25 protein-coding genes are annotated in these 25059 nt (G+C 34.2%); 8 read left to right on the top strand and 17 right to left on the bottom strand.

Features of this window, described 5'->3' with window-relative positions; translation table 11 throughout:
• Nucleotides 1–107 precede the first annotated feature (107 nt).
• From SCA31_RS18345 to SCA31_RS18325, 5 genes are all read left to right on the top strand, one after another.
• Nucleotides 108–1169, top strand: a complete 1062-nt coding sequence (locus SCA31_RS18345) for a sensor histidine kinase (RefSeq protein ID WP_410698480.1) — start codon at nt 108–110, stop codon at nt 1167–1169.
• Nucleotides 1162–1854: a LytR/AlgR family response regulator transcription factor gene (locus SCA31_RS18340; RefSeq protein ID WP_410698479.1), complete on the top strand. Its 693-nt coding sequence runs from the start codon at nt 1162–1164 to the stop codon at nt 1852–1854. The genes SCA31_RS18345 and SCA31_RS18340 overlap by 8 nt, the downstream gene beginning before the upstream one ends.
• 373 nt (nt 1855–2227) lie before the next feature.
• Complete coding sequence (locus SCA31_RS18335; protein WP_410698478.1) at nt 2228–2788, top strand: hypothetical protein; 561 nt, start codon at nt 2228–2230, stop codon at nt 2786–2788.
• An 80-nt stretch (nt 2789–2868) separates the two neighbouring features.
• A complete protein-coding gene (locus SCA31_RS18330; protein WP_410698477.1) occupies nt 2869–3573 on the top strand; it encodes an ABC transporter ATP-binding protein in 705 nt (234 codons plus the stop codon).
• A gap of 197 nt (nt 3574–3770) precedes the next feature.
• Nucleotides 3771–4262, top strand: coding sequence for a hypothetical protein (locus SCA31_RS18325; protein ID WP_410698476.1), 492 nt, complete (start codon nt 3771–3773; stop codon nt 4260–4262).
• A 56-nt stretch (nt 4263–4318) separates the two neighbouring features.
• Here SCA31_RS18325 and SCA31_RS18320 read toward each other — a convergent pair whose 3' ends face one another.
• The 5 genes from SCA31_RS18320 to SCA31_RS18300 form a co-directional block, all read right to left on the bottom strand.
• Nucleotides 4319–5119, bottom strand: a complete 801-nt coding sequence (locus tag SCA31_RS18320) for a patatin-like phospholipase family protein (RefSeq protein WP_410698475.1) — start codon at nt 5117–5119, stop codon at nt 4319–4321.
• Between the two features lie 261 nt (nt 5120–5380).
• Nucleotides 5381–7324 (bottom strand): S9 family peptidase, encoded by a 1944-nt coding sequence (locus SCA31_RS18315; RefSeq protein WP_410698474.1) that lies wholly within the window; start codon nt 7322–7324, stop codon nt 5381–5383.
• Between the two features lie 104 nt (nt 7325–7428).
• Complete coding sequence (locus tag SCA31_RS18310; protein WP_410698473.1) at nt 7429–8031, bottom strand: hypothetical protein; 603 nt, start codon at nt 8029–8031, stop codon at nt 7429–7431.
• A 67-nt stretch (nt 8032–8098) separates the two neighbouring features.
• On the bottom strand, nt 8099–9487 hold the full coding sequence (lpdA, locus tag SCA31_RS18305) for a dihydrolipoyl dehydrogenase (RefSeq protein ID WP_410698472.1): 1389 nt from the start codon (nt 9485–9487) through the stop codon (nt 8099–8101).
• Between the two features lie 228 nt (nt 9488–9715).
• Complete coding sequence (locus SCA31_RS18300; RefSeq protein ID WP_410698471.1) at nt 9716–9979, bottom strand: hypothetical protein; 264 nt, start codon at nt 9977–9979, stop codon at nt 9716–9718.
• 404 nt (nt 9980–10383) lie between these two features.
• Between SCA31_RS18300 and SCA31_RS18295 the strand changes: the two genes are divergently transcribed.
• A complete protein-coding gene (locus SCA31_RS18295; RefSeq protein ID WP_410698470.1) occupies nt 10384–11265 on the top strand; it encodes a hypothetical protein in 882 nt (293 codons plus the stop codon).
• Between the two features lie 102 nt (nt 11266–11367).
• Here SCA31_RS18295 and SCA31_RS18290 read toward each other — a convergent pair whose 3' ends face one another.
• From SCA31_RS18290 to SCA31_RS18250, 9 genes are all read right to left on the bottom strand, one after another.
• Nucleotides 11368–12267: a TIGR01777 family oxidoreductase gene (locus tag SCA31_RS18290; protein ID WP_410698469.1), complete on the bottom strand. Its 900-nt coding sequence runs from the start codon at nt 12265–12267 to the stop codon at nt 11368–11370.
• A gap of 64 nt (nt 12268–12331) precedes the next feature.
• A complete protein-coding gene (locus SCA31_RS18285; RefSeq protein WP_410698468.1) occupies nt 12332–13036 on the bottom strand; it encodes a YqjF family protein in 705 nt (234 codons plus the stop codon).
• Nucleotides 13037–13055: 19 nt separating this feature from the next.
• Nucleotides 13056–13547, bottom strand: a complete 492-nt coding sequence (locus tag SCA31_RS18280) for an SRPBCC family protein (RefSeq protein ID WP_410698467.1) — start codon at nt 13545–13547, stop codon at nt 13056–13058.
• Nucleotides 13548–13550: 3 nt separating this feature from the next.
• Complete coding sequence (locus SCA31_RS18275) at nt 13551–14333, bottom strand: fatty acid desaturase family protein (protein ID WP_410698466.1); 783 nt, start codon at nt 14331–14333, stop codon at nt 13551–13553.
• 11 nt (nt 14334–14344) lie between these two features.
• Nucleotides 14345–15157, bottom strand: coding sequence for a DCC1-like thiol-disulfide oxidoreductase family protein (locus SCA31_RS18270; RefSeq protein WP_410698465.1), 813 nt, complete (start codon nt 15155–15157; stop codon nt 14345–14347).
• 148 nt (nt 15158–15305) lie between these two features.
• Complete coding sequence (locus SCA31_RS18265; protein ID WP_106915291.1) at nt 15306–15809, bottom strand: GbsR/MarR family transcriptional regulator; 504 nt, start codon at nt 15807–15809, stop codon at nt 15306–15308.
• A gap of 201 nt (nt 15810–16010) precedes the next feature.
• A complete protein-coding gene (locus tag SCA31_RS18260) occupies nt 16011–17909 on the bottom strand; it encodes a vWA domain-containing protein (protein ID WP_410698464.1) in 1899 nt (632 codons plus the stop codon).
• A gap of 116 nt (nt 17910–18025) precedes the next feature.
• Nucleotides 18026–20287 (bottom strand): T9SS type A sorting domain-containing protein, encoded by a 2262-nt coding sequence (locus SCA31_RS18255; RefSeq protein ID WP_410698463.1) that lies wholly within the window; start codon nt 20285–20287, stop codon nt 18026–18028.
• Nucleotides 20288–20300: 13 nt separating this feature from the next.
• A complete protein-coding gene (locus SCA31_RS18250) occupies nt 20301–20819 on the bottom strand; it encodes a sigma-70 family RNA polymerase sigma factor (protein WP_332561330.1) in 519 nt (172 codons plus the stop codon).
• Between the two features lie 253 nt (nt 20820–21072).
• On the opposite strand from SCA31_RS18250, the gene SCA31_RS18245 reads away from it, so the two are divergent.
• Nucleotides 21073–22275, top strand: coding sequence for an aminopeptidase C (locus SCA31_RS18245; protein WP_410698462.1), 1203 nt, complete (start codon nt 21073–21075; stop codon nt 22273–22275).
• 98 nt (nt 22276–22373) lie between these two features.
• On the opposite strand, the gene SCA31_RS18240 is transcribed toward SCA31_RS18245, so the two are convergent.
• Nucleotides 22374–22799 carry a hypothetical protein gene (locus tag SCA31_RS18240; RefSeq protein WP_410698460.1) on the bottom strand — a complete coding sequence of 142 codons (426 nt, stop codon included), beginning with the start codon at nt 22797–22799 and terminating at the stop codon, nt 22374–22376.
• A 33-nt stretch (nt 22800–22832) separates the two neighbouring features.
• Entirely contained in the window at nt 22833–23357 is a 525-nt protein-coding gene (locus SCA31_RS18235) for a hypothetical protein (protein ID WP_410698458.1), read from the bottom strand.
• A gap of 170 nt (nt 23358–23527) precedes the next feature.
• Between SCA31_RS18235 and SCA31_RS18230 the strand changes: the two genes are divergently transcribed.
• Nucleotides 23528–23686 carry a bacteriocin-like protein gene (locus SCA31_RS18230; RefSeq protein WP_410698456.1) on the top strand — a complete coding sequence of 53 codons (159 nt, stop codon included), beginning with the start codon at nt 23528–23530 and terminating at the stop codon, nt 23684–23686.
• A 192-nt stretch (nt 23687–23878) separates the two neighbouring features.
• Here the strand turns inward: SCA31_RS18230 and SCA31_RS18225 are convergent, their stop codons facing one another.
• Complete coding sequence (locus SCA31_RS18225) at nt 23879–24940, bottom strand: NADH:flavin oxidoreductase (RefSeq protein WP_410698454.1); 1062 nt, start codon at nt 24938–24940, stop codon at nt 23879–23881.
• Between the last annotated feature and the right edge of the window lie 119 nt (nt 24941–25059).

Below are 25059 nucleotides of genomic sequence, written 5' to 3'. Positions count from 1 at the left end.
GGTAAAATATGCAGTCTGAATACTGGTCGTTGTTATTGGTCATTATTTTGCTGTTCTTTACTTCATATTTACGTACTTTATTTTAAGTTTTCTTATTTTTGAAGAAGATGAAAACCGGAACAGGAACACATTTCAGACCAACTTTATACTTCCAGCTATTCTTCTGGGTTGCCCTATTTTTGTTTGGGATTGCAAGGTCCTATGGTGAATATAGCGATGGCATCATTAAGGAGCTGGTCATTTACAATTTCTGCCACTGGATTTTTCAGATTATAGGTGCCAATTTTATTTACTATCTCTTGATTCGTCATTTTTTTGACCGAAAAAAGTATGTTGAATTTTCAATCGCTCTTGTAATAAGTCTATACGCTATCTCAGTGATCAACAGGATTTTTATCGTTTATATGGCTGAGCCTTTTTTCATTAATGAATCCAAGGACAGTCTTGTAAGCATTTTTACAGACATTAGGTATCTTTTACTGCATTATACATTTCCGATTATCAGTGGAGCATTTATCTTTATCTCAATCATGTTTTTCATACGTTATAAAGATGAAAAGGAAAATACCATGAAGCTGCAAAAGGAAAAGACCGAACTGGAGCTAAAGTCACTTAAATCCCAGCTTAACCCTCATTTTTTGTTCAATACATTGAATAATATTTACTCACTTTCAATCACGCATTCGGAAAAGACTTCTCAATCCATCAGCCAGCTTTCAGATATTTTGGATTACATTTTATATAAAGGACAGAAAAAATGGGTCTCTATTGCTGATGAGCTTACTATTATTGACCATTATATTGCATTGGAAAGTCTTCGGTATCCTGATAAAAGGTTAAAAATAACAAAACAGGTCCATATAAAATCCTCCGGTTCCGTTCCTCCATTGCTCTATCTTACCCTTGTGGAAAATGCTTTCAAGCATGGTGCCGGAAAAAGTTCAAGACCAACAGAAATAAAAATAGAAGTAGAAACCACTCAGAAGCAATCCATTTTTAAAATTAAAAATACTTTTGAAAATAATGAAAGCAGCAATGAAAAAGGAATTGGATTGCAAAATGTAAGAAGACAGCTGGAATATCACTATCAAGAACATTTTATCTTTAATATTTCTCAGGAAAACAATATTTTTAACGTTGAAATAATCACTCCTGCACACTATGATTAACTGTATCATTGTAGATGACGAACCTCTGGCAGCAACATTACTGGAAAACCATATTTCCAAGATTGACCATTTTAAACTGGTTGGGAAAGCTGAAAATGCCATGGAGGCCTATAAATTACTTCAGAACCAAACGGTAGATCTGATGTTCCTAGATATTCATATGCCTCACTTAAACGGAATTGATTTTTTAAAAACCCTTTCTCAGAAACCAAAGACTATTTTCACCACAGCCTATCGTGATTTTGCCATTGAAGGTTTCGAACTGGAGGCCGTAGATTATCTTTTGAAACCTATTACTTTTGAACGCTTTTTCAAGTCTGTGGAACGAATACTCAGAAATTCTACTTCCAAAGATGATTTTATCATTCTAAAAACAGAGGGAATGCATCGGAAACTCACACTTTCTGAAATTGTCTATATTGAAAGTCAGGGAAATGACATTAAGGTGACAATGGCTTCCAGCCTGAGTTTTATCTCAAAAAGTAAAATAACAGAGCTTGAATTTGCACTTGTATCAAAGGGATTTGTTAGGATCCACAGATCTTTTATTATAAATGCAAAGTTTGTTTCTGCTTACAATAATAATGAAGTTCATCTGGGTAATCATCAGATTCCTGTTGGACGGAGTTATAAACAAGAATTTGATATTTTTATATCTTCTGTTTCAAAAAACAGACTATTATAACTGCTCATTAGTAACTTATAATCTATTATTAATGAGCAATTCACATTTTACTGTTTGAGCACATTATTTTTTAACATTTCTTTAAAGGATTTTTTTACTTTACACTTTAAAAAATCTTTTTTCAAACTGTTTTTCAAGACATTACATTGAAATACTTTCCATCTATCTGAGTAGAAATATTTTTAAATAAAAGACATTAAAAACACTGAATAACAATACGTTACATTTTTAAAACTTACTATTTAATCAATATTCAATATCTTACAGATATTAAAAAAAAGTATTACTTTTGTGTAAATGAATAAAATTGCTTTTTAGCATTTTTATTAGTAAATTTATGTGCACCAATTTATAAAACATTAAAATTCATCCTATGAGAAAAATAATTCTACTTATTACATGTATGTTCAGTATTTCAGTTTTCTCTCAGATTAAAGTGTTGAAAAATGAAAGTTTGGTGGAAATCGGCAAAGACAACTCTGTTGGTTTATATAAAAAAGAAGACAAGTTTACGGTTAACTACCAGGACCTGAACACCAGCAACCTGAATACAATCAGATCTTTTTCATTTCAAAACCTGAATGGAGACGTTGCAGGACTATATAAACTTATTTTGGACGGCTTTATATCTGTTCCTGATGAAAATGTAGTATTGGAGCTTCCCAACGATATTATCGAGCTTCATTATGAAAAGAACTATGGTAAGCCAACCGTACAATTCATCCAATATATCAACAAAAACCGTAAATACGTTGGAAAATCACAGTTTCTAACACAAAAACAGGTTGATAAAATTTTTGGAAGAACCAACGGTAAGTATTCTATGTATGACAAGCCTGCTACCATTAACCAAGGTACAGCTACAAAAGGCACTAATACAGCCTCTACTGCCACCCCTGCATCTGGTGGAAGCAAGAAAAAAGCAAGAAAATAATTATAATTTAAAAATATTACGAAACTCATTCCATTGAATGAGTTTTTTTATTTTATTTTTGCAGAAAGACATTAAAAATTATGCCGCTTCAGATAATCAATTTGACAAAAAAATTTGGTGAACAGACTGCCCTAGATAATATCAATATTTCTATTGACAAAAATGAAATCATCGGTCTTCTTGGTCCCAATGGTGCCGGAAAATCCACATTGATGAAATCCATTGTAGGCGCACTGAAAATTGATCAGGGAGAGATTATTTTTAATGGTTTAAATATTTCTGAAAATGAAATCCAGAGCAAAAAGAAAATAGGTTTTCTTCCTGAAAACAATCCGCTTTATCTGGAAATGTACGTAAAGGAATATCTTCAGTTTGTAGCCAATATCCATAAAATCTCTGAATCCAGAGTAGATGAAGTGATTGAACTGGTAGGAATTACTCCTGAAAAATCAAAAAAAATAGGACAACTTTCCAAAGGATACAAACAACGTGTTGGATTGGCACAAGCTATTATCCATCAGCCGGATCTGTTGATTCTTGATGAGCCTACCAACGGACTGGATCCTAATCAGATTCTGGAAATCAGAAATGTAGTAAAAGAGATTGGCCAGCAAAAAACAGTTCTGCTTTCTACTCACATTATGCAGGAAGTGGAGGCACTTTGCTCAAGAGTAATTCTTATTCATAAGGGAAATATTCTTCAGGACTGCCCTATTGACGAGTTCAAGGGGAAATTTAACAGCCTAGAAGAGGCCTTTGCCAGCTATACTGCTATTTCCAATTAAAATAATATATTTTAATACTTTAAAAAGTTCCAAATTTGTCTTTAACACTTAAGATTATTTAAGTGCAAATATGATATCTATAAAGTATACCTAAGTATATGAAAATTTAAATATTCCCCTACTCCGGAGGAAAGACAAATCGAAAGGTTTGGCAGGATAATTATCTAGCAACTTTTTCATTATTATAATCCTAAAAAATGGCGTCATATTTGATGGTGTTTGAAAAGTTAACCAATAACCATTATAATATGATTAAGTATTTCTTATTAGGAGCATTTTCTTTAGCTCAGTTTTCTTTTGTCTATGCTAAGGAAATTCCGAATGACTTAAAAACCAACAGTGTTTCTCTTCATTCAACTTTTCAAAAAATACCTAAGACGGTAATTATTAAAACAAAAAAATTTAAGATCAGAATTGATAAGCAGCCTAATGGCAAATACCTTTATCAATCCTGGAATGCTGGTGCAAAAATTACAGCTAAACCAAGCATGATTATCAGTGATGGTGAACTGATTCCTGATGGAACGGGAGGAAATTATTATATCAGCTTTAATAACGAGGGGCATAGCTATCAGGTTTGGAGAAATTACCTTACTGATTCTGCTAAAAAAGCGCCTTATACACTGGTTGTTTATGATACAAATGATCAAGAAATAGTCCGCCAGGACGGGCAGGTAGTAAAAAATTAATATAAGATTAGTTTAAGCAGATGCTGGAAGAGAAACATATTTTCCGGCATCTTTTATTATGCGCCGGATTGGCTTAACCCTATAAGAAAACGGCTGCCATCATAACTTTCTTTTGCGGCTTCATATCCGATATTAAAAATCTGCTCAAGACGGTCTTTTCCACGTTCAAATGTTCCGTAGGTAGCCAATTTTTGGGAAGATATGAACCAGTCACAGTAATCGAATTTCACTTTTTCTATTCTATAGGAAAGAAGATCATAAGAACGGGAGACAATGGCCTTAATAGAATTCAGGTCTTTAATTTTAGCCTCATTGGGTGGGGAAACAAATACACCAATAAGCTTATCACATTCATCTCTGATGATATCGGCAGGAAAATTATTCAAAACACCTCCATCACAATACATTTCTTCTCCAATAATGTAAGGGGTTGTAATTCCGGGGATAGAACATGAGGCAATAATGGCATCAACCACTTCAAAATCTTTGTCAAAAATTTTCTGGGTTCCACCCACCAATTCTGTAGCTACGATCTTCACGTCAATATCCAAATCACCCAATTTCATATCATGAAAAATAGGTCTTAAATAGTTTCTGAAAATAACTGAGGAAACCAATCCCGGCTGGTTAAAAGCAAAGTGCTTCCAATTAAAAAAATATACAGAATTGAAAAATTCCAGAATTTCATCGGGAGTTTTTCCGATAGCATGAAGACATCCAACAATAGATCCTGCACTACAGCATGAAAGAATGTCTATTTCTATATTTTTTTCCTTTAAGAATTTTAATACCCCTGCATGAGCGATTCCTTTGGTACCGCCACCTGACAAAACTAGTCCTACTTTCTCAAAATTCATAGAATAAATGTATGAAAACAGCTTGATATAATCAGGTTAATTTTTATAAATATGCTGATTTTAAAGTTATTTTAACAAAAACTTGTTTTTAAAATGACTCAAAGCAACCCCTTTCTTAAACTTACTTAACTTAACTGATCATAAAATGCACTGGTATTTTGATACAAATTAATCATCTATAATAAAAAATACGCTCATAAATATTCAATGAAATATTCATGAGCGTAATGTATGTTAGGCCAATATTTTAGCCTAATGGTCTTATTTCAACAAGTATTCCTGCATAAATCTGATCATCGCCAGACGCTGGAAATCTATATTCTCTTTTTTCCTGAATCCATGTCCTTCATTTTTAGCCTCAAGATACCATACTGTTTTCCCCTGTCCTTTTAGTTTATCACGCATTTGAATAGCTTCGGAAACCGGAACTCTTGGATCATTGGTTCCCTGTACAATAAACATTGGTTTTTTAATCTTGTCAATATTATTCAGAGGAGCTATTTTAGTAAAGAATTCGGCCATTTTAGGGATTCTTTCATCACCATATTCTACTCTTCTTAGATCACGTCTGTACTCTTCTGTATTTTTAAGGAAAGTATTAAAGTCAGATATTCCTACTACATCCATTGAACATCTGATTCTATCAGCATACTCATATGCTGTCGCCAGTGTCATAAATCCGCCATAGCTTCCACCTGTAATCATAATTCTATCCTTATCCAGCTCCGGCTGCTGAGCAATCCAATCTAATAAAGCACCAATATCTTTCACAGAATTCATTCTCAGGTATCCATTATCTGCTGCAATATAAGTTTTCCCAAATCCTGAAGACCCTCTTACATTAGGATAGATCAGGGCAATTCCCATTTCATTGGAAAAATAATTGGAACCTCCTAAAGAACTCGCCATTGATTGTCCCTCCGGACCACCATGAATAGAGATTAAAACCGGTCTTTTTCCGGTAAACTTAGCTGGTGCAGGATAATAAAAGCCTGTAATTTTCATTCCGTCAAAGCTTTTCCAATTGATCAATTTTGGAATAGCCATATCTGCGGGCTGCATTTCACCAAGTTCACTCTCCGTCCATCTTTCAATAGTCTGAGAAGCAACATCCAACTTATAGATATCTGAACCGGAATTGGCTGTAGACTGTGAAAAATAAACAGTTTTTCCATCTCCGGAAAACTTACCTCCACCTAAAAGCCCCACAGGGATTTTATTCACAGCTGCATATTTCTGTGTATTTGCATCTAAGATATAGAGCTTATTGATCCCACTTTCATTGGTAATAAAAGTAAGCTTCGACTTATCCTTAGATAAATCATAACTTTCAACATTCCATGGGATGGAGCTCGTCAGGTAATTATTTTTTTTAGTTTTCACATTAAAAACGGCCAATCTGCTGAACTCATTGTCACGGTCTGTAACGTAGTAAATTTCATCCGGGTTTTTCCCAAAAGAGGCATTAAGCTGAACAATTCCTTTTTCTTTTCGGTCGGTAATAGGCTCCAGTTTTTTTGTTTCCAGATCATAGATATATAGATAGGAATCGTTAGCAGAAACATATTCTGTGATCAACAGTTTTTTATGATCATCAGAAATATCATTGATTCCCCAGCCACCGCCTTTTAGTTCTAAAATAGATTGTGTTTCTTCCGGTTTTAAAGGATTCATATAATAAATATCACGATCTCCTCCATTTCTTTTGGTGGAAGTAAAATAAAGTCCGGAACCATCTTTTTTCCAGGTAATTCCGCCGTTTTGAGACCTCCCGCCATCGGTAAGAAGTTTAGACTCCATCGTTTTCAAATTCAGGCTGTAAAGCTGTCCAAATTCATTCCCGCCTGTATCTTTTGAATACACAAGATATTCTCCTTTTGTAGGTTCATAGGAAGCGGTATTCACAGGTTCTTCAAAGAATGTAATTTGTTTTCTCGCACCCATTGGTGTAATGATCTTATGCAATTGATTCGTAGAACCAAAGCGGGTAACTGCAAGAATCTCTTTACCATTCGGAGGAATATCTGCAAGGCTTGCATTTCTTCCTTCTGAATATTTTTTAATGGCCTGACCTAAAGACTTTGGAATGGGCAATATATTTTCTGCAACGAGATTTTCATTGGGAGTTACAAATTCATTTTTATTTTGTGCCAGGGTCACTATTCCCGCCAGCATAAAAAGGGTTATGATAGATTTATTTTTCATGTTAAATTTTTACCGAAATTAGTTATTTTTCACAAAAAAACCACAGACAAAATCTGTGATTGTGCGATTAGAATTTTTATTTATTTACCTTTCAAATAGGTACATTATTCATTATTATATAATTCAAGAACTTTGATAATATCTTCATCTTTTTTTGATTTATCAACTAATGCCAGAAGTTCAGGATAATCTTTCAATTTTTCTTTAAGATTATTTTTAATACTAGGATTAAAAAAACCGGATTCATTGGTAAGTTTTCCATCTTTCTGATCAATTAGAAAATCTACTTTATTCATTTTGTAGCCAACCAGTCCAACGTAAAAATAATCTCTATACCAACTTATTTTACCATGATATACTATTTCTATAAGACCAAAATCATTTTTAGCAAGATGAAGTGATGTTGAAGAAGTAAATTTTCTTATCACATTCTGAGGGTCTGTAACTTCCATATAATCAATATCAAATTCACTTATCACATTCTTATTTCCCAAAGAATCCAACATATTCACTTGTTTGATGTAAGTAGCCGCTGAAAATTTTTTATTAGTAAAAATCCCAATATTTTGAACTCTTGTTTTGATCGTATCTGTAGAGTTTTTTAATACATATTTTACAGGAAAATGATTTTCTTTATACTGAAATTGCTTCTGAGAAAACACAAATACAAAGCAGAGTAAAGAAAATAAAAAGGTAATTTTTTTCATGAAAATCAATTAAAAAAGCTCAGAAAAATCTGAGCTTTTGTTATATAAATTTCTGTATAATTTCAGATTAGATGTGAATTACTTCACCGTAAGCTGCTGCTGCTGCTTCCATAATCGCTTCAGAAACTGTTGGGTGCGGGTGGATTGATTTGATAATCTCGTGACCTGTAGTTTCCAATTTTCTTGCTACTACAGCTTCTGCAACCATATCAGTTACTCCTTCACCAATCATGTGGCATCCTAACCACTCACCATATTTAGCATCGAAAATCACTTTGATGAAACCATCTGTATTTCCGTTAGCAGTCGCTTTACCACTTGCTGAAAGAGGGAATTTACCTACTTTTATTTCGTATCCTTTTTCTTTAGCCTGCTTTTCTGTAAGACCTACAGAAGCTACTTCAGGGTGACAGTATGTACATCCAGGGATATTGCCATAGTCGATTTTCTCAACATGCATTCCTTTAATTTTCTCAACACAAGTGATTCCTTCTGCAGAAGCAACGTGAGCCAATGCCTGAGTTGGGATAATATCTCCGATTGCATAGTAACCAGGTGCTGACGTTTCGTACCATTCATTTACTAAAACTCTGCCTTTATCTGTCTGGATACCTACTTCTTCTAAACCAATGTTTTCGATGTTGGCAGCAATACCTACAGCAGATAATAATACATCAGCTTCAAGAGTAATGTTTCCTTTAGCCGTTTTTACATTTGCTTTTACTCCTTCTCCTGAAGTGTCAACACTTTCTACAGAAGCGTTTGTCATGATCTCAATTCCTGATTTTTTCAGAGATTTCTCTAAGTGTTTAGAGATTTCTTCATCTTCTACAGGAACGATGTTTGGCATAAATTCTACAACAGTTACTTTTGTTCCCATTGTATTATAGAAATCGGCAAATTCTACTCCGATAGCTCCAGAACCTACAACAATCATAGATTTTGGTTGCTCAGGAAGAGATAATGCCTGTCTGTATCCGATTACTTTTTTACCATCCTGTGGTAAGTTTGGCAATTCTCTTGAACGTGCTCCTGTTGCAATAATAATGTGACTTCCAGTATATTCAACTACCTTACCGTCTTTATCTGTAACAGAAACTTTTTTACCTTTCTGTACTTTTGCAGTACCAAGAATTACGTCAATCTTGTTCTTTTTCATCAAGAACTCAATTCCTTTGCTCATTTTGCTGGCAACACCACGGCTTCTCTGAATTACATTCGGGAATTCAAAGCTAGCTTCCACTTTATTTAATCCATAATCTTCAGCATGGTTGATATAATGAAAAACCTGAGCAGATTTCAACAAAGCCTTAGTCGGGATACATCCCCAGTTAAGACAAATTCCACCTAAGTTTTCTTTCTCGATAATTGCGGTTTTGAAACCTAATTGTGCTGCTCTGATTGCAGTAACATATCCACCAGGACCACTTCCAATGACAATAATATCGTAATTCATTACTTTAAAAATTTTTATGCGAATTTAAGGAAAAATATTGGATGTTTCATGTTTCTACAAATTGATCTTTAAATGCATAAACAAAGTTGTTTTTATTAAATTTTGAACAAAAAAAGAGAACACAAAACGCATTCTCTATCAATAAATATTATTTTATATTGAAAATTTATCAAAATCTAAATTATAAAAACAGTCATTTCCAATTTTAAAAACTGCAAAAAAACTGTATTATTTAGCCTGTTTAAGCAATCGCTTTTCAGTGGCATATCTTTGATTTAAGGCTTTCATCTGATCTCTCTTCATCTGTTTGGTGGCAAGCGGATGATTGAGAATCAATTTTTTCTCAACATTGTATTTTTTGGTAAGCTCCTGCATTTTAATAGTTACCAGTTCGCTTTTTGAAGGATGTGGAGGAAGCGGGGCGTGTTTTTGAGCAAAAACATTCGCGGATAAACCTAATAATAACAGGGTTGAAATAAATAACTTTTTCATGATATTTCTATTTTTGAATGCTTTTAATCAACTTATTATCAATCAAATTCATTCTGGTTTACAGAAAATGTACATATATCGTACCAATATTTTTTGGGGGTATGAATGCACCTAACAATGCCAATTATTCTATTATGAAATTAAAATATGGATCCGACTGTATGAGTAAAATATACACAGAATAATAGAAAATAATTCAAATATTACAAACAAGGTCCCCTTTGTTCTGATGTTATTCGGTAGAGTGTAGAGAATTGAAAAATTTTAATAAACAGATTTTTAATATTATAAATATATCACCATATAGAGATTTGTGTTAAAAATTTATAAATATTCACTTAACAGAGTATTTCAAGCTTATTTTTTTTTATTTTTGTTGAAACCCAATCAAAAATAAAAATGAAATGAAAAAATACATTTTACTTCTTTTGCTTACCACTCTCACCCTAAGCGCACAAGTAGGGATTAATACAACAACTCCCAACAGTACTTTAGCGATCAACGGTTCACTACGTGCCGGCTATAGTCAGGTTACGGCCACCAACTATACCATCCTGCCTACTGATCATTATATAACTTATAATGGGGCAAATAATGCCACGTTTACCCTTCCTGTGATAGGAACCGGAGCCACCAGTTATACCGGAAGGATTTATAAAATCAAAAATATATCTACATTTGGTATTACGCTTCAGGCATCTAGCGGTAATACACTAAGGATTGACAACACACCGGTTGCTTCTTTTGTAATTCCAACAGGAGCTTATGCTGAGGTAGTAAATAACAGTAATACGACCGGCGGAACATGGGATCTATCCTTTACGGTTCTTCCTAAGCCTAGTAATGTGGAGATTTATGGAGCACAGGTTTCCATTCCGCCTCATGGAAACGGATCACCTGGAGTTAATGACTGGTCAAACCATACTGTTACTACTTATGACACAGGAACAGGAACCGATGTATGGTGGGTTATCAGTAAAGCCTCTGTAACCAATGCCCATACAGCTGCTTACTCTAATACAAGTAGAATGACTATTGTTTATGAGTATCAGGGAGCGCCCTTCAATGTGACCAATATGTACCCTATTCTTACTGCGGGAAATAATTCCAGCTTCCCTGATGTATTTACAGCATCCTTTGTAAGTTTGGCCAACAATGGTACAAGTGGAAGAACGAGATTGACAGTGTCTGTTGCCCGTATAGACTTCGTTGGGACTAACGGAACCAATAACAGTAACTGGACAGGAACTTTCTTACTGAATCTTTTACTGGCTAGAAAATATTAGAGACTTTAATCACCTATTCAACTATTACAAAAGGCTGCTTTAAAAGCAGCCTTTTGTAATAGTAATTGGCATAATAATTTTATGATTAAAAAGAAAAATTGATTAGTTCTTAAACAGCTCAGCAACCACTTCGTCAAAGGCTGGATACAAAAATCGAAATCCGCTTTTCATCAGATTTTCTGGATAAACATTTCTGCTTTTGAGTAATAATTCGGTTTCTGTTTTCAGAAATATTGAAGCTATTTCTAACTGCCAGACAGGAGCATTCATTCCAAACGGAATGTTTGTCTGTTTTCTAAGTTTTCTCATCATTTCTTCATTAGATATTGGATTAGGAGCTGTTATATTGATTGCACCGCTCATGTTTTCATTTTGAATAATCCATTCCACCGCTCTGCAAAAGTCTTTAATATGAATCCAGCTTACCATTTGGTTTCCTCTACCCTGCTTACCTCCCAATCCGAATTTCGTGATCATTCGTAGCTTCGGAAAAGCTCCTCCATTATTTCCTAAAACGATAGAAGTACGAAGGGCTACTTTTCGGGTTTCTTCATTTTTAATCTTAAAAAATTCATGTTCCCAACTTTTACATATGTTCATTGAGAAATCATCTCCAATAACACCGCTATTTTCTGTGTTCAAATGTTTTTCTGAATGTACATAAATGGTTGCTGAACTTGCATTCAACCATACTTTCGGTTTAACCGCACAAAGATTCATGGCTTCCTGCAGCACTTTGGTACTGTCAATTCTTGAAGTATAAATTTCTTTTTTATTCTTTTCATGATAACGGCAATCCACAGATTTCCCTGTAAGATTAATCAGAACATCTGCCTGTTCAAGAATATTTTTCCATTCACCCATGTTTTTTGCATCCCAATAGATTTCATTTTCACGTTTGGGTGTACGGGTAAGAATGTACACTTGATTTCCTTTTTCTGCAAAGTTTTTCTCAAGATTTTCACCCAGGAATCCGGTACCCCCAGCTATGATTATTTTCATTTCTATAGTTTTTTAAATTTAGGAATAAGAAGCAAACTTCTATGTAATAATTATTTAAAACTTATCAGATACTATACTTCTTTGTTTTCACTTCTATTTCAGATCCCTCAGCCAGCATTACTGAAATAGGTTCCTGATGATTCAGACACTCAAAATCTTTTCCATAAACCTTATGAAAATCAATTTCTACATGATGATCTTTTACTTGATAACAATCCCATTTTGGGTGGCATACTTCATATTCAGAAGTCCTTTTTTCTTTTTTGGTAAAGCCAAAATAATGTTCTGTAATAAATTCAAATTCTGAATCTGCTTCCATCGGTTTTGCCTTATTTTCTGCCTTAATCTGAATGGAATGCCAGCTTTTATCTTTCCATGAGTATTTAATCAATAATTCATCCTCTTTCTGATGAATCAAGTTTTTCATAGGCATCGTGTGATAGTTTTCCTTGTACAGAGAATTCGCTACAAAACTTAAGGCCGGCTTTGGTACGATTTCCTTGATGAAAACCACTCCTCTTTTCCATATTCCGTTTTCTTTTTTCTTGACATAAAACCTAAGGTTTACTTCCTCAAAATTACGATGAAAAGGGATTGGCAAGCCTAATAGCTTTGTATTTAAAAACATGAATCCTACTAAGCTTACGTAACATTTATCTTCATAGAAATCCAGTTCTGTCCCCTCAGGCAAATATTTTAATAATAGGTCTGGGTTAATCTCGTAATTGATGATAGCTAGTTTTCGCCATTCGGCTTTTAAAAAATTCATAATTGGTGTATTTGGTTATTTAATGGATTTTGATCACAATCTCTTTACTGATAGTTGTAGGGGCAGATTCTGCCGTATCTTTTATTAACCTGTTTCTTTCCAATAGAAAATTTCTAAGATAATTTTTAAGAAAAAATGTATTGAAAAGCTTTCCTATAAATCCTAATGGAGATTCAAATTCAAAGATGTCTATCATGAGTGTCTTCCCATCTACTTTCTTAAAAATATGCTGATGATGCAGGGATTTGAAAGCTCCTTTCTGCATTTCATCGGTAAACTGGTTGGGTTTATCCATACTTATAATTTTTGTGGTAAGGGTTTGATAAACACCTAGATGTTTGGCTTTCCAGGTTACAGTTTCATTTTCTTCAATGAAACCGGATGTACGTCCCGCAATTGCTTTTTCATGGGTTTTTGAAGTTGATTGCTGATGCAGATCAATATTCCTTGCCCAATCAAAAACACATTGAATATCAGCATTGATTAAGGTTTCTAAATAAATTATTGACATATTTCAAAAGGTTTTCTTTTTATTTAATTCAGGAAATGTTTGGTCTATTCTCTCTGCCAACTCAGGAAGTCTGATGGTGGGAACTGCGGGAAAAAGATGATGTTCCATGTGATAAAACATATTGAACGTTAATTTATTTTTCCAGAATCCTCGCTGTGTCCTTGCTATATCGGGATTTTCATGGGTATGATGATGAACAGTCCATACGGCAAAGAAAGCCATCAATAATTCTCCAAAAATCATTACCAGAACATGATACATCAAAAAATGGATTTGAAAGTAAAATACAAGAAATATAATAATAGCTATTGAAGCCAGTTCCAAAAACATATTTCTTTTGTATGTTTTATTTGCTTTTTTAAAGGTAACCCTATGAATCAGAAACATATGTTTGGGTCCATAAAGAATAGCTTCGTACCATTTCATGGAGGCAGATTTTCCTTCATAATCTTCTTCGGAAAGACAAAATTTATGATGTCTGATGTGATTGAATTTTACAGCATGAATGGATGCTATCATGGTAAGACTGTTCAAATACAGCGACAACCAGGTTAGAAATTTTCCAGTTCCCAAAGAATTATGAAAACCATTGTGAACCTGTCTGAGTGCTGTCAGGAAATAAAATCCTGAGAATGGTAATGCCAGCCAATAATATTCATTGTAAGCTAAAAATAATGAGATCAAAAGCCATGGTAGGCTGATGTTATTTTCGATCAGCATTTCTTTCACAGAAAGCTTTTTAAGGTCTTTCCATTCTACTGCTTTTATGAGTTCAATGTGATTCATATTTTTACTATTTAAATGGTTGTCAAAATAATAATGGCCAGCGCTGTTATTCTGAACAAGATCCATGAAATGGTAGGAAAATAGTTCAGCTTTAACATTTTACATCTTCTTATGTGCTCCAGAAACATAATGAACACTACTACGCCAAAGTAAATAAGAGAGGCGACAGGAGAAAAATTGATGATCAAGGCTGGAATTAAAAGAAGGGTCCCTATTAAAGAAACAGTCATCATATTTCCCAGATAATCCCAAATTTTTTCCTTTAAATAGGCTTTTAAAAATAGGGTCTGCCAAAGGATTTGTCCTAAACAAACCGAAAATTCTCTGAAGAAATTCGGAACCAGATTCATCCCAAGTTTCCCTGAAAAAACACTTAAAATATAGGCTGAAAAAATTGCTACAAATGCCATATACCCTATTCTGTATTTCAAGTTAAAATCTGGTACACAAGATTGCTCTGTATATTCTTTCTTTGAAGGAATAATCTGTTTTCTATTATAGGAAACAAAGGAATACAGCTTTTTGAAAAACCAATATAGAGGTTGTATTCTTGCTATTTTTGCCAATAAAGGAAATGAATTCCCAATGATTAAAAGCAAACTGTCTAAGCCATAAACCACTTTATTTTGGCTATGATCTACCAAGGCTATCTCATTTTTGGCCCGATTAAAATCCACCAGATTTTTATTTTTCATTGATATTTCGGTAAAGGCTTCTCTACCCTCTTCATCAAGCATTCCAGATTTTGTAAATCCTCGGGAATATATAGTACACATCGGACATTCATTGTCGTAGATTAATGTATGGTTTTTGAGCGTTTTCATAGGTCTATATTTTAGGCTTTTCTATTTCTAAAGTAAAGGATCAGAAATAAATGGATGATAAAATTTTTCATAATTATTATTAATTTAAAACTTTCAGTAATTTTTGAAACTTTATTTGAAATAAAAAAGGATTTTCATCCTTTCTCGTCTATTTTAACAGGTTGGTAATTTTACCTACCAGCCAGTGGTCATCACTCTTTATGGCCAGATCCATAATATTGTTGATTTTCCCGGTTACAGAGCTGAAATCATTCATTAGCTTGATAAATTCTTTGGCTTCTTCTGATTCATCATCATCAATATTTCTTAACTCTTCCAGAAAAGAAATTACCGGTTCAATCTCTCTTTTTCTACGTTCCTTTGTAATTTGCTTGAAAAGATACCAAACATCTTTTTCTGCTACAAAGTACTCCTTTCTGTCTCCTTTTATGAATTCTTTTCTTACAATTCCCCAATCTATCAGGGCCCTAAGATTCATATTGGCATTTCCTCTTGAAACTTCAAGCTGTTCCATTACCTCATCAGTAGACAATGGTTTACCACTTGCCAAAAGCAAAGCATGTACCTGTGCCATGGTACGATTGATTCCCCAATTGGTAGCAAAGGTTCCCCAGGTCTGAATGTATTTTTCTTTTGCTTCTGAAAGTTGCATTTTTGTTTACTTTTTAAGTTTCTGATACAAATGTAATTATATTTTTTGAATTTTCAATAATTTTTGAAAACTAATTTTGAAATATATCCTCTTTTTTTTAATCCCATATTAAAATAAAGTATTCCAATAGGTTATATAGAATACAAAACCCGCTTTACGGATTGTAAAACGGGTTTGTTTACTAATAGTTCCTTTCAAGTATTACTTAATTGTTTTATAGCTTTCAACAAGTCGTATAAATTCCGCTCTGTATCCTTCTTCATCTGTACTTTTTCCCTCCTTGGCAAGGCTTTCTACATTACTGAGATCTTTATTCTTAATGAGTTTTGAATCTCTTAAAACCAATCCAAACCATGCTACAGAAGCTGTAAATTTAAAATCAGGGCTGGTTTTTGAAATGGGTATATTTTCTTTTTGAATGACTTTACTGATCTGCATACTTTGGTTTTCTGCAGGTTTTTTATAACGAAATTTCACTGTTGCCAATTCATTTCCGAAGTCCTTTTCATGGGTTGTCGTTGAATATTTCAATTGAATTTCCTTGGGAAGAAAGTCAGATTCCACTTCTGTAGGGATAATCTCATATAGTGCTGTTACAGTATGCCCGCTTCCCAATTCTCCAGCATCAATTTTATCATTTGTAAAGTCTTCATTTCTCAACTTTCGGTTTTCATATCCAATGAGGCGGTAAGACTGTACAAATTTAGGGTTAAATTCAATCTGAATCTTGACATCCTTGGCAATGGTATAGATACTTCCTGCAAATTCTCTTCCTAAAAACTTATTGGCTTCCTGCATGTTGTCTATATATGCATAGTTTCCATTTCCTTTATCAGCCAGTATTTCCATTTTGTTATCCTTATAATTTCCCATTCCGTAGCCTAGGCAGGTAAGGAAAACTCCGGTCTTTCTTTTTTCCTGAATTAATGATTCAAGATCCCCTGTAGAGGAAGCTCCCACGTTAAAATCTCCATCTGTTGCCAGTACAACTCTATTATTTCCGCCTTTAATAAAGTTTTTCTGAGCCAGTTTATAGGCCAGTTCAATGCCTGCTCCTCCTGCTGTACTTCCTCCTGCCTGAAGATTATCCAAAGCTTTAATAATTGTTTGTTTTTCCTTAGCAGAAGTAGGTGCCAGTACCATTCCCGCACTTCCTGCATATACTACAATTCCTACTTTATCCTGAGGTCTTAGCTGATCCAGTAAAACTTTAAGGGAAGATTTTAATAGGGGTAATTTATTTTCTGCATTCATAGATCCTGAAACATCAATCAGAAAAATAATATTGGAAGAAGGCAGATTATTCATTGGAATATTCTTCCCTTGTAATCCTATTTTCAAGAGTTTATGATGGGAGTTCCAAGGTGCATCACTGTATTCTGTATTAATAGAAAATGGTTGTTTTTTTTCAGGCTGAGGATAATCATATTTAAAATAATTAATCATTTCCTCTACTCTTACAGCATCTTTATCAACCTTACTTCCATAATTAATCATTCTTCTAACATTAGAATAAGAGGCATTGTCTACATCAATAGAAAAGGTTGATAGCGGCTCATTTTTAGTCAGTTCAAATGGATTTTCAACTAATGCAGTATATTCTTCACTATTATAATCAATGTCTTCCTTGATTTTTTCAGCTATTTTTTTTGTTTCAAGGTGATTATTATAAACCCTATTTGACTCAACATATTCTGAGCTACTAGTTACTTCCATTGCAACTGACATTTTAGGTTTTGGACATCCATTATACTCAGGCATTCCTGGAACTGTAGGACAGGCATCGTCTTTATCTAAAACCGCGTCCCCATCTGTATCCGGCCAAGGGCAACCCTTATTTTCAACGGCTCCCATCACTGCAGGGCAGGCATCGTCTTTATCAATTACACCATCACCATCTGTATCCGGCCAAGGACAGCCATTATTTTCAACAGGTCCGGCTATATCTGGACATTGATCCTGTTTATTAGGAATTCCGTCCTGATCTTTATCTTTTTTGATACTGTATTTTTGAGGTTCCTTTGAAGTATCAGAAACTGTTTGTGTTTTGCAGCTCACCAATAAAGCAAGAGCTACTATGGTTATAAAAGTTTTTTTCATCGGTTATAAATTTCAGGGTGGAAATTATTAAAATAAATTCAAATCGTAAAATAGAAATGTTTCTTAAGCAAGTAAAAAAGAAATTCCCGGAGAAATTTCTTTTTCTTTATTGAGTATTATTTTTTAATGATCTTAAAAGTTTCCCAGGTGGTATTGGTCCGGATTCGAATCAAATATACTCCCTCGGGATATGATGTCATGTCAATAGTATTCTTGCTTTCTTTTAAGTTTTCCTTTCTCATAATAATTTTGCCTGCAAGATCATAAACAAAGAGTTCATCAATGACATTGGGTGATTTTATTTTGATCATTCCTCTTGTCGGATTTGGAAAAACTACTGTTTTAAAATCAGTTTGATTATCTATTTCGGTTTCCATTTTTTTATTGATATTTTCATTGGAAATCCCCCTTCTACACTCCGGAAGAGTTGCTCTTTGAAGAATTATTCTTAGCAGCAGATCATTCAATTTCTCAACTTCATAAGAGTCAATCGTAGGTTTAATATGATTATTCCCTATTCCACTATCGTTCGTCAGAAATGTATAGGTTCCATTCGTGAGTAGCGCAAAGTTTCTCATTAAATACTCGGTTTCCTTATCGGTATCACTTGCTGCCAAAGGAATAATGGTAATCCCTTTTTTAGCAGCCACTTTTATTTTATCATATAATTTTTGGATATTTTCTCCTGACTGATGGGGTGGTGCATCTAAAATGAGGAACATGATCTTGGTGGAATTCGCACTACTCCACTTCAATTCATCAATAGAAACTTGCATTGCTTCTACTACGGCCTCCGGAGTATCTCCTCCTCCTCCTGCTTTTTGTTGCTTGATAAACTCTATCAAACTCTCGGCTTTATCTGAGAAATCAAATTTTCGGGTGACATATTCATCGCCTTTATCTCTATAAAATACGGAACCATATCTTACTTCTGTATTTTTTAAATTGGTTTCTACTTTTCTTAAGACATCCAATAACTCAGATTGTAAGTAAGAAATTTCATCTCCCATAGAACCTGTTGCATCTACTACAAAAGCCAGATCCAATATCCTTTTTTCCAGACATGATTTATTCATCACAATCAGGTTTTGTCCATTTTTGAACTCCCTTACATCATTATTTATAATCTGACCCGCTGCATCAGATACATAATACTTTTTGGAATCTGAATTTTCATTAGTCATCGGATTGATCCATAATTCTGCATTCCCTAAATTGTCAGAAACAGCTTCCCAGATTACATTTTTCTTATCATCCAGTAGCTTTATTCTTTCTCCTACAACTGGTTTTTTATCCTTATTTACCAATTGTACCGAAACTCTCCTGTCAGCAAAAAACTTCCAAATATTTTTATATTGATCAAGGCTGGGTGCTGCTATATCTTTCCAATAATTCCATTTAGAAAAATCATTTACTTCTCCTGCTGTAAGTTGTCCTGCTTTTGGAAGCTCTTTATCTTTTTCTACAGGTTTCTCTGGTAATTCTTCGATACTTTTTGAAGACAGCTCGTCAAATTTTGTCTTTTCAGCTCGTCTCAAACGTTTTGTTCTAATAATAATTACCCCATTGCCAGCTCTACTGCCATATAATGCAGAAGCCTCTTCGCTTTTAAGAACTTTTATATCTTTAATCCTTTCCGGTTTTATAACACTTAAAGCTTCTGGATTTACAGGTAAACCATTCACCACAACCAAAGGTTTGCGACTGCTTTCACTTATACTTCTTAGTCCCCGAATAGATACCTTTTCATCTTTTCCCGTCTTAGAAATAGATATTCCAGCAATAGTTCCACTGGGTTCTTTTGTTGCTATTCTATCGCCCGAAACTGTACTTACACTGGATGATCCGTAAACATCTTTATGTTTGGTACCATATCCTGTGATGACAACCTCTTCAATAGCCCTATCTGAAGTTTCTAAATGACGTTGAATAGGTGGTGGCGGTAGAAATATAGATTGAGCATTGGGTGTTTTTAACGGTATTGGAACAGGATTATTATTAACCGCTAATTTCTCTGTAGTAGAATTAGATTTATTTTTATATTTTTCTTTTTGAATATTCTCTTTTGTGATACTGTCTATTGATGCTATATGGTTACTTACAACAGGTTCATGTAAGCTTTTGACATCAACTGCGGCCGGTTTTAAAGATTCTGCTGCATTATTTTTGTCAAGAAAATATAAGGCTCCCAAACCAATCATCAAGCTAGCCGCAATCCCATACGGAAACCAAACAGGAATGATTCTCTTTTTCTCTTCCTTCTTATCCAATCTTTCTTCAACTTTTTCCCAAACTTTATCAAAACCAGGAAAAACCGTTGGTTCATCTGAAAGCTTAGACGCTTCATTGAATTTTTGATCTATATGATTATTTTCCATTGTTGTAAAAGTTTTAAATGTTTTGATTTACCAAAAGTTCCTGTAGTTTTTTCCGGGCAAAATTGAGCTGCGATTTTGAAGTTCCCTCACTGATAGAGAGCATAGAAGCAATTTCCTTATGAGGATATCCTTCGATGGCAAATAGATTAAAAATAGCTCTACAGCCCTCTGGAAGGAAATTCAGAAGATTTAAGATATCTTTTTCGAAAGAAATATTTTCTACGATTCCCTCTGAAGCCCCCATAAAATTCTCATCCAGGGAAATATGAAGGGCTTTATTAGCTCTTAATTTCTGAAGACATTCATTGACTGCAATTTTCTTTGCCCAAGGTTCAAAGGTGTCAGTATTTTGAAGCTGCCCCATCTTTGTGAAGATCTTATAGAATGTATCTGCCAATACTTCCTCTATATCTTCGTCGTTTTTTAAATAGCGTCTGCAGACTGAGTACAGCTTGCCCGCCATCTTCTCATAGACTTTCCGCTGTGCATTGCGGTCGCTACGTTGGCATTCTAGTAATAATTCTCGTTCCATAGTCAGGAGTTATAGTAGTATAGATGCAGGAAATTTTGTGAGGGTTGGAAACATCGTAAACATTTTTTGAAATAAAATTTAAAATCACAAAAGAACAAATAGATTAATTCATTATTTTATTATACTAATCTTTATAAGATTTTGCTTTTCAATACTTTTATTTTTCAACATTTTTTAATTTCAAATTTAACTTTTCCTCTTGTAACAAATCTCTACTAACAACGACTATTAATGAAATAATCTTTTTATAGTAATGAAAAATGCGAAAATTGCATCATTACTTTTTGTTTTGTCTGCAGGAAGTATGATGTTTGCCCAAGATGACTTAATCAATAAGTTAAAAAACAACCACTCACAAAATGCTAATTTTCAGTTCACCACGCTTAAAGATGTTGGTGCAACTTCTGTAAAGAACCAAGGTTCATCAGGAACTTGCTGGAGCTACTCTGGAAACTCATTCCTTGAATCTGAAATGCAGAGAATGGGCAAAAAGCCTGTGGATCTTGCTGAAATCTTTACAGCAAGAAATTCTTACCATGATAAAGCGAAGTTATACGTTTTAAATAATGGAGCAATCAGTTGGGGTGACGGTGGAGAACTTCACGACGTTATCAATATGTACAAAAAGTATGGTGCGGTTCCTCAGGATGCCTATTCAGGGTTGAAAGCGGGACAAACAACCAACAACTTCAAGGACATGCAGGGAAAATTAAAACCTGTTCTTGACAGCCTTGTTCAGGCTTCTTCTAAAGGAAAGCTTTCTGACAACTGGATGGATTCTGTAGATGCTATTCTTGATGAATATTTAGGAAAAGTACCTGCTAACTTTACTTACGAGGGAAAAAACTATACTCCTAAAACATTTGCTAAGGAAGTAGTGGGAATTAATCCTGAAGATTATGTAGAATTATCTTCTTATAAGGACTACCCATACTACCAAAAATTTGTAGTTCCAATTCCTGATAACTGGAGCCACGATTCTGACTGGAACGTTCCAATGAAAGACCTTACTGCAATTGTTGACAATGCTGTGAACAAAGGATATTCTATAGGTTGGGCAACAGACGTTTCTGAGCCTTATTTCTCATATAAAAATGGTGTAGCATATGTTCCGGACATGGATCTAGACCAGATTACTGCAGAAAACAAGCAGACTTTGTTTACAGAACCTAAAAAAGATAAAACCATCACTGAAGATATGCGTCAGAAAGCTCTTAACAATCTTTCTACAACGGATGACCACGGTATGCACATCGTAGGTTTGGCAAAAGATCAGACTGGCAAAGAATATTATATGGTAAAAAACTCTTGGGGAGTAACGAATGACTTCGCAGGATACCTTTATGTAACAAGACCATATGTAGAATACAAATCAACGGCTATTTTAGTTCATAAAAATGCAATTCCAAAGAGCATCCTTAAGCAATTAAAGCCTACCAAGAATATTGGTTTATAAGAAATCACTTCTGTCATTTTTGATGATGACAGTTTTAGATATTTAAATCTGTTAAAAACGCGCTTTCAAGATTTTGAAAGCGCGTTTGCTTTATTAATTTATTTTCCTATCAGATGGAGAAAGTAATCTGCCAAAGAATACATTTTAGGCGGAGAGCCTACTTTATAATCAATGATTACCCATTTATTCTGAGATTCTTTTTTATCAAACACATAATTTTCCTTTGGAAAGTCAATTCTTTTATGATTTGTAAAAATGATCTTATTGGGAGTAGCTTCGTCTATTTTTGCAGAATAATAATTGGCATCATCAGCAATGGTATAGAAATTATCTTCTCCTTGTTTTTTCTTAATCTCTGCAATTTCTGTTTCGTCAGGACTCAGCATCAATATTGTTGAACTAGTAATTATAGTATCTGCCTTTACTTTTTGAACTGAATGTTGTGGTAATGACTTTCTTTCTGCTTTTTGACAAGATAATAAGCAAGCTAATAGTGAAAAAGATAGGCTTACGAAATAGTTCATGGATTTCATTTAAATGGTTAAAAATCGTGTATTTTATAATGTAATTGTATCCGGGCATTTGATAAGATGAGTCCTCTTTTCCTTATGGTTAAATGGATTTTCTGTCTGGATATATTTTCCCGTTTTTTTATAGTAAAAGCCAAACCAGGTTAAGCTTATTCTGGATTCATCAATAAATTCAAAGTATCCTACGGGCTTTTTCCTATCCATATTGTCCCAGTTTTTCATCTCATCTGGTAATGGGATAATGGGAGGAAAATCGGTGAAATAGAGCTCATATTTATTAGTTCCCACCTTTTTAAGATCAGCATTCATAGAGAACCTTTCCAATACGGTAAATTGTGCACTAGTGATTACTGATGAAATATACACCCGATTTCTTGCTTTGCAGCTTGAAGACCATACTCCCTCAATTGTCTTTATGGAAAGATCAGACGTTGTCTTTTTCTCCAGCAGTACAGATGGCTGCTTTTCCCTTCGTTGGGCATCACAGGAAAATAGAAATAATGACATCAATATTGTCAACAGTGTTTTCACCATAGTTTTTAATCTTTTCATTCTTACAATTTGTATGACATTACTGTCAACTTCTTTCAAGATAATGAGCCTACAAATAAAGGAAAAAAAATAGATTAAATAAAATTTTAAAACAATTTCACTAATTAGCGAAAAACATTGCTTAATAAGCAAAAAATATTACATTTGTAACAACCAACAAATTATTACAAATGAAAAATCTAAAGAAATTAGTAAAATCAGAATTGAGAAAAATCAATGGAGGAAACGCTCCTTCCTGTGAAGGCGGACAAATTGCATGTCGTCATAAAGCAGAAGATGGATTTCCGGCTTACTGGTCTTGTGAACCGGCAGAACTCGGATGTAGGTAGACTCTAAAATTACAAAACCGGTCTTCAGAATTTCTGAAGACCGGTTTTTAATAAATAGGTGAAAATTAAATATAAAATAAAGTGAATTATGCTAGTTAATATGAATGATAAATGGTGAATATTGCTTCAGCAGTGAATAAATTATGCTGTAAAAATTCCCTGCTAGGCCTGCTCATTCTTCCCCAATTCATATTAAAATAATACGCTCATACTTTCTGCTGAAAAGTCTAAAAGTTCTTCAACGTTTCCGTCTTTGATCTTTTTTACCCATTGGTGATCCTGTAAAATAGCACGTCCTACGGCCACAAGATCAAATTCCTCATTATCAAGTCTTCTCATCAACTCTGTAAGGTCTGTTTTTTCTGTTCCCTGGCCTGCAAAAGCATTCAAAAAATCTCCGTTTAATCCTACAGAACCCACGGTAATGGTTGGCTGCCCTGTAATTTTCTTAGCCCAGCCTGCAAAGTTTAAATCAGAACTTTCAAATTCCGGTTCCCAAAAACGACGTTGTGAACAATGGAAAATATCTACTCCGGCCTCTTTTAATGGTAACAACCAGTCTTCCATTTCATTGGGAGTAAAGGCCAACCTAGTCTTATAATCCTGCTGCTTCCATTGTGAAAGACGAAGAATAATCGTAAAGTCCTCTCCTACTACTTCTCTGATTGCTTTAACCACTTCCACAGCAAACCTACTTCTTTCCTTTAAGGTTTTGCCCCCGTATTCATCAGTTCTTGTATTGGTTACTTCCCAGAAAAACTGATCAATGAGATACCCATGGGCGCCATGAATTTCAAGACAGTCAAATCCAAGGTCCTTTGCGGATTTTGCAGAAGCTGCAAATTGTGCAATTGTATCCTGAATATCCTCAATGGTCATTGCTGAAGCCTTTTCCATTGAAACTAAAGGATAGTCTTCAGACATTCTGGTATCACCTACATGCCAGATCTGCGGTCCCATTTTACCACCATTCTGATGTACGGTGTCTATTACCTTTTTCCAGCCCTTTAAAGCTTCTGTTCCATAGAAATCCGGGATGTTTTGTACATTCTTTGATCCGGGTCTGTTGATAACAGTTCCTTCAGAAAGAATCAGTCCCACTTCTGAAGCAGCTCTTCTTCCATAATAATCTGCGATGTTCTGGGTAGGAACTCCATTGTCAGATTGTGCTCTGGTCATTGGAGCCATTACGATTCTATTTTTAAGCTGTAGATTCTTGTATTGAAACGGTTTAAATAATGATGATGTACTCATAATTTAAAATTGTATTTTATAATTGTTACACAAAGTAACTAATAATAGTTCGTTTTTGTATCTTTCATTGAAAAAATAGTGGTAACTTCGCAGTAACTTACATTAGTAACATTAAAGTA

This window comes from Chryseobacterium sp. SIMBA_028 (genome assembly GCF_046535285.1).
Lineage (GTDB): Bacteria > Bacteroidota > Bacteroidia > Flavobacteriales > Weeksellaceae > Chryseobacterium.
The sequence above is the reverse complement of the archived record's forward strand: the minus strand, read 5'-3'. Positions and strand labels throughout refer to the sequence as shown.

Coding starts and splice junctions, on each gene's coding strand:
- SCA31_RS18315 (WP_410698474.1), bottom strand. CDS start 7,324: ATGAAAAATAAATCTATCATAACCCTTTTTATGCTGGCGGGAATAGTG.
- SCA31_RS18265 (WP_106915291.1), bottom strand. CDS start 15,809: ATGCAACTTTCAGAAGCAAAAGAAAAATACATTCAGACCTGGGGAACC.
- SCA31_RS18260 (WP_410698464.1), bottom strand. CDS start 17,909: ATGAAAAAAACTTTTATAACCATAGTAGCTCTTGCTTTATTGGTGAGC.
- SCA31_RS18275 (WP_410698466.1), bottom strand. CDS start 14,333: ATGAATCACATTGAACTCATAAAAGCAGTAGAATGGAAAGACCTTAAA.
- SCA31_RS18255 (WP_410698463.1), bottom strand. CDS start 20,287: ATGGAAAATAATCATATAGATCAAAAATTCAATGAAGCGTCTAAGCTT.
- SCA31_RS18250 (WP_332561330.1), bottom strand. CDS start 20,819: ATGGAACGAGAATTATTACTAGAATGCCAACGTAGCGACCGCAATGCA.
- SCA31_RS18240 (WP_410698460.1), bottom strand. CDS start 22,799: ATGAACTATTTCGTAAGCCTATCTTTTTCACTATTAGCTTGCTTATTA.
- SCA31_RS18330 (WP_410698477.1), top strand. CDS start 2,869: ATGCCGCTTCAGATAATCAATTTGACAAAAAAATTTGGTGAACAGACT.
- SCA31_RS18310 (WP_410698473.1), bottom strand. CDS start 8,031: ATGAAAAAAATTACCTTTTTATTTTCTTTACTCTGCTTTGTATTTGTG.
- SCA31_RS18270 (WP_410698465.1), bottom strand. CDS start 15,157: ATGAAAACGCTCAAAAACCATACATTAATCTACGACAATGAATGTCCG.
- SCA31_RS18290 (WP_410698469.1), bottom strand. CDS start 12,267: ATGAAAATAATCATAGCTGGGGGTACCGGATTCCTGGGTGAAAATCTT.
- SCA31_RS18280 (WP_410698467.1), bottom strand. CDS start 13,547: ATGTCAATAATTTATTTAGAAACCTTAATCAATGCTGATATTCAATGT.
- lpdA (WP_410698472.1), bottom strand. CDS start 9,487: ATGAATTACGATATTATTGTCATTGGAAGTGGTCCTGGTGGATATGTT.
- SCA31_RS18320 (WP_410698475.1), bottom strand. CDS start 5,119: ATGAATTTTGAGAAAGTAGGACTAGTTTTGTCAGGTGGCGGTACCAAA.
- SCA31_RS18225 (WP_410698454.1), bottom strand. CDS start 24,940: ATGAGTACATCATCATTATTTAAACCGTTTCAATACAAGAATCTACAG.
- SCA31_RS18340 (WP_410698479.1), top strand. CDS start 1,162: ATGATTAACTGTATCATTGTAGATGACGAACCTCTGGCAGCAACATTA.
- SCA31_RS18300 (WP_410698471.1), bottom strand. CDS start 9,979: ATGAAAAAGTTATTTATTTCAACCCTGTTATTATTAGGTTTATCCGCG.
- SCA31_RS18325 (WP_410698476.1), top strand. CDS start 3,771: ATGGCGTCATATTTGATGGTGTTTGAAAAGTTAACCAATAACCATTAT.
- SCA31_RS18295 (WP_410698470.1), top strand. CDS start 10,384: ATGAAAAAATACATTTTACTTCTTTTGCTTACCACTCTCACCCTAAGC.
- SCA31_RS18235 (WP_410698458.1), bottom strand. CDS start 23,357: ATGAAAAGATTAAAAACTATGGTGAAAACACTGTTGACAATATTGATG.
- SCA31_RS18345 (WP_410698480.1), top strand. CDS start 108: ATGAAAACCGGAACAGGAACACATTTCAGACCAACTTTATACTTCCAG.
- SCA31_RS18335 (WP_410698478.1), top strand. CDS start 2,228: ATGAGAAAAATAATTCTACTTATTACATGTATGTTCAGTATTTCAGTT.
- SCA31_RS18285 (WP_410698468.1), bottom strand. CDS start 13,036: ATGAATTTTTTAAAAGCCGAATGGCGAAAACTAGCTATCATCAATTAC.
- SCA31_RS18230 (WP_410698456.1), top strand. CDS start 23,528: ATGAAAAATCTAAAGAAATTAGTAAAATCAGAATTGAGAAAAATCAAT.
- SCA31_RS18245 (WP_410698462.1), top strand. CDS start 21,073: ATGAAAAATGCGAAAATTGCATCATTACTTTTTGTTTTGTCTGCAGGA.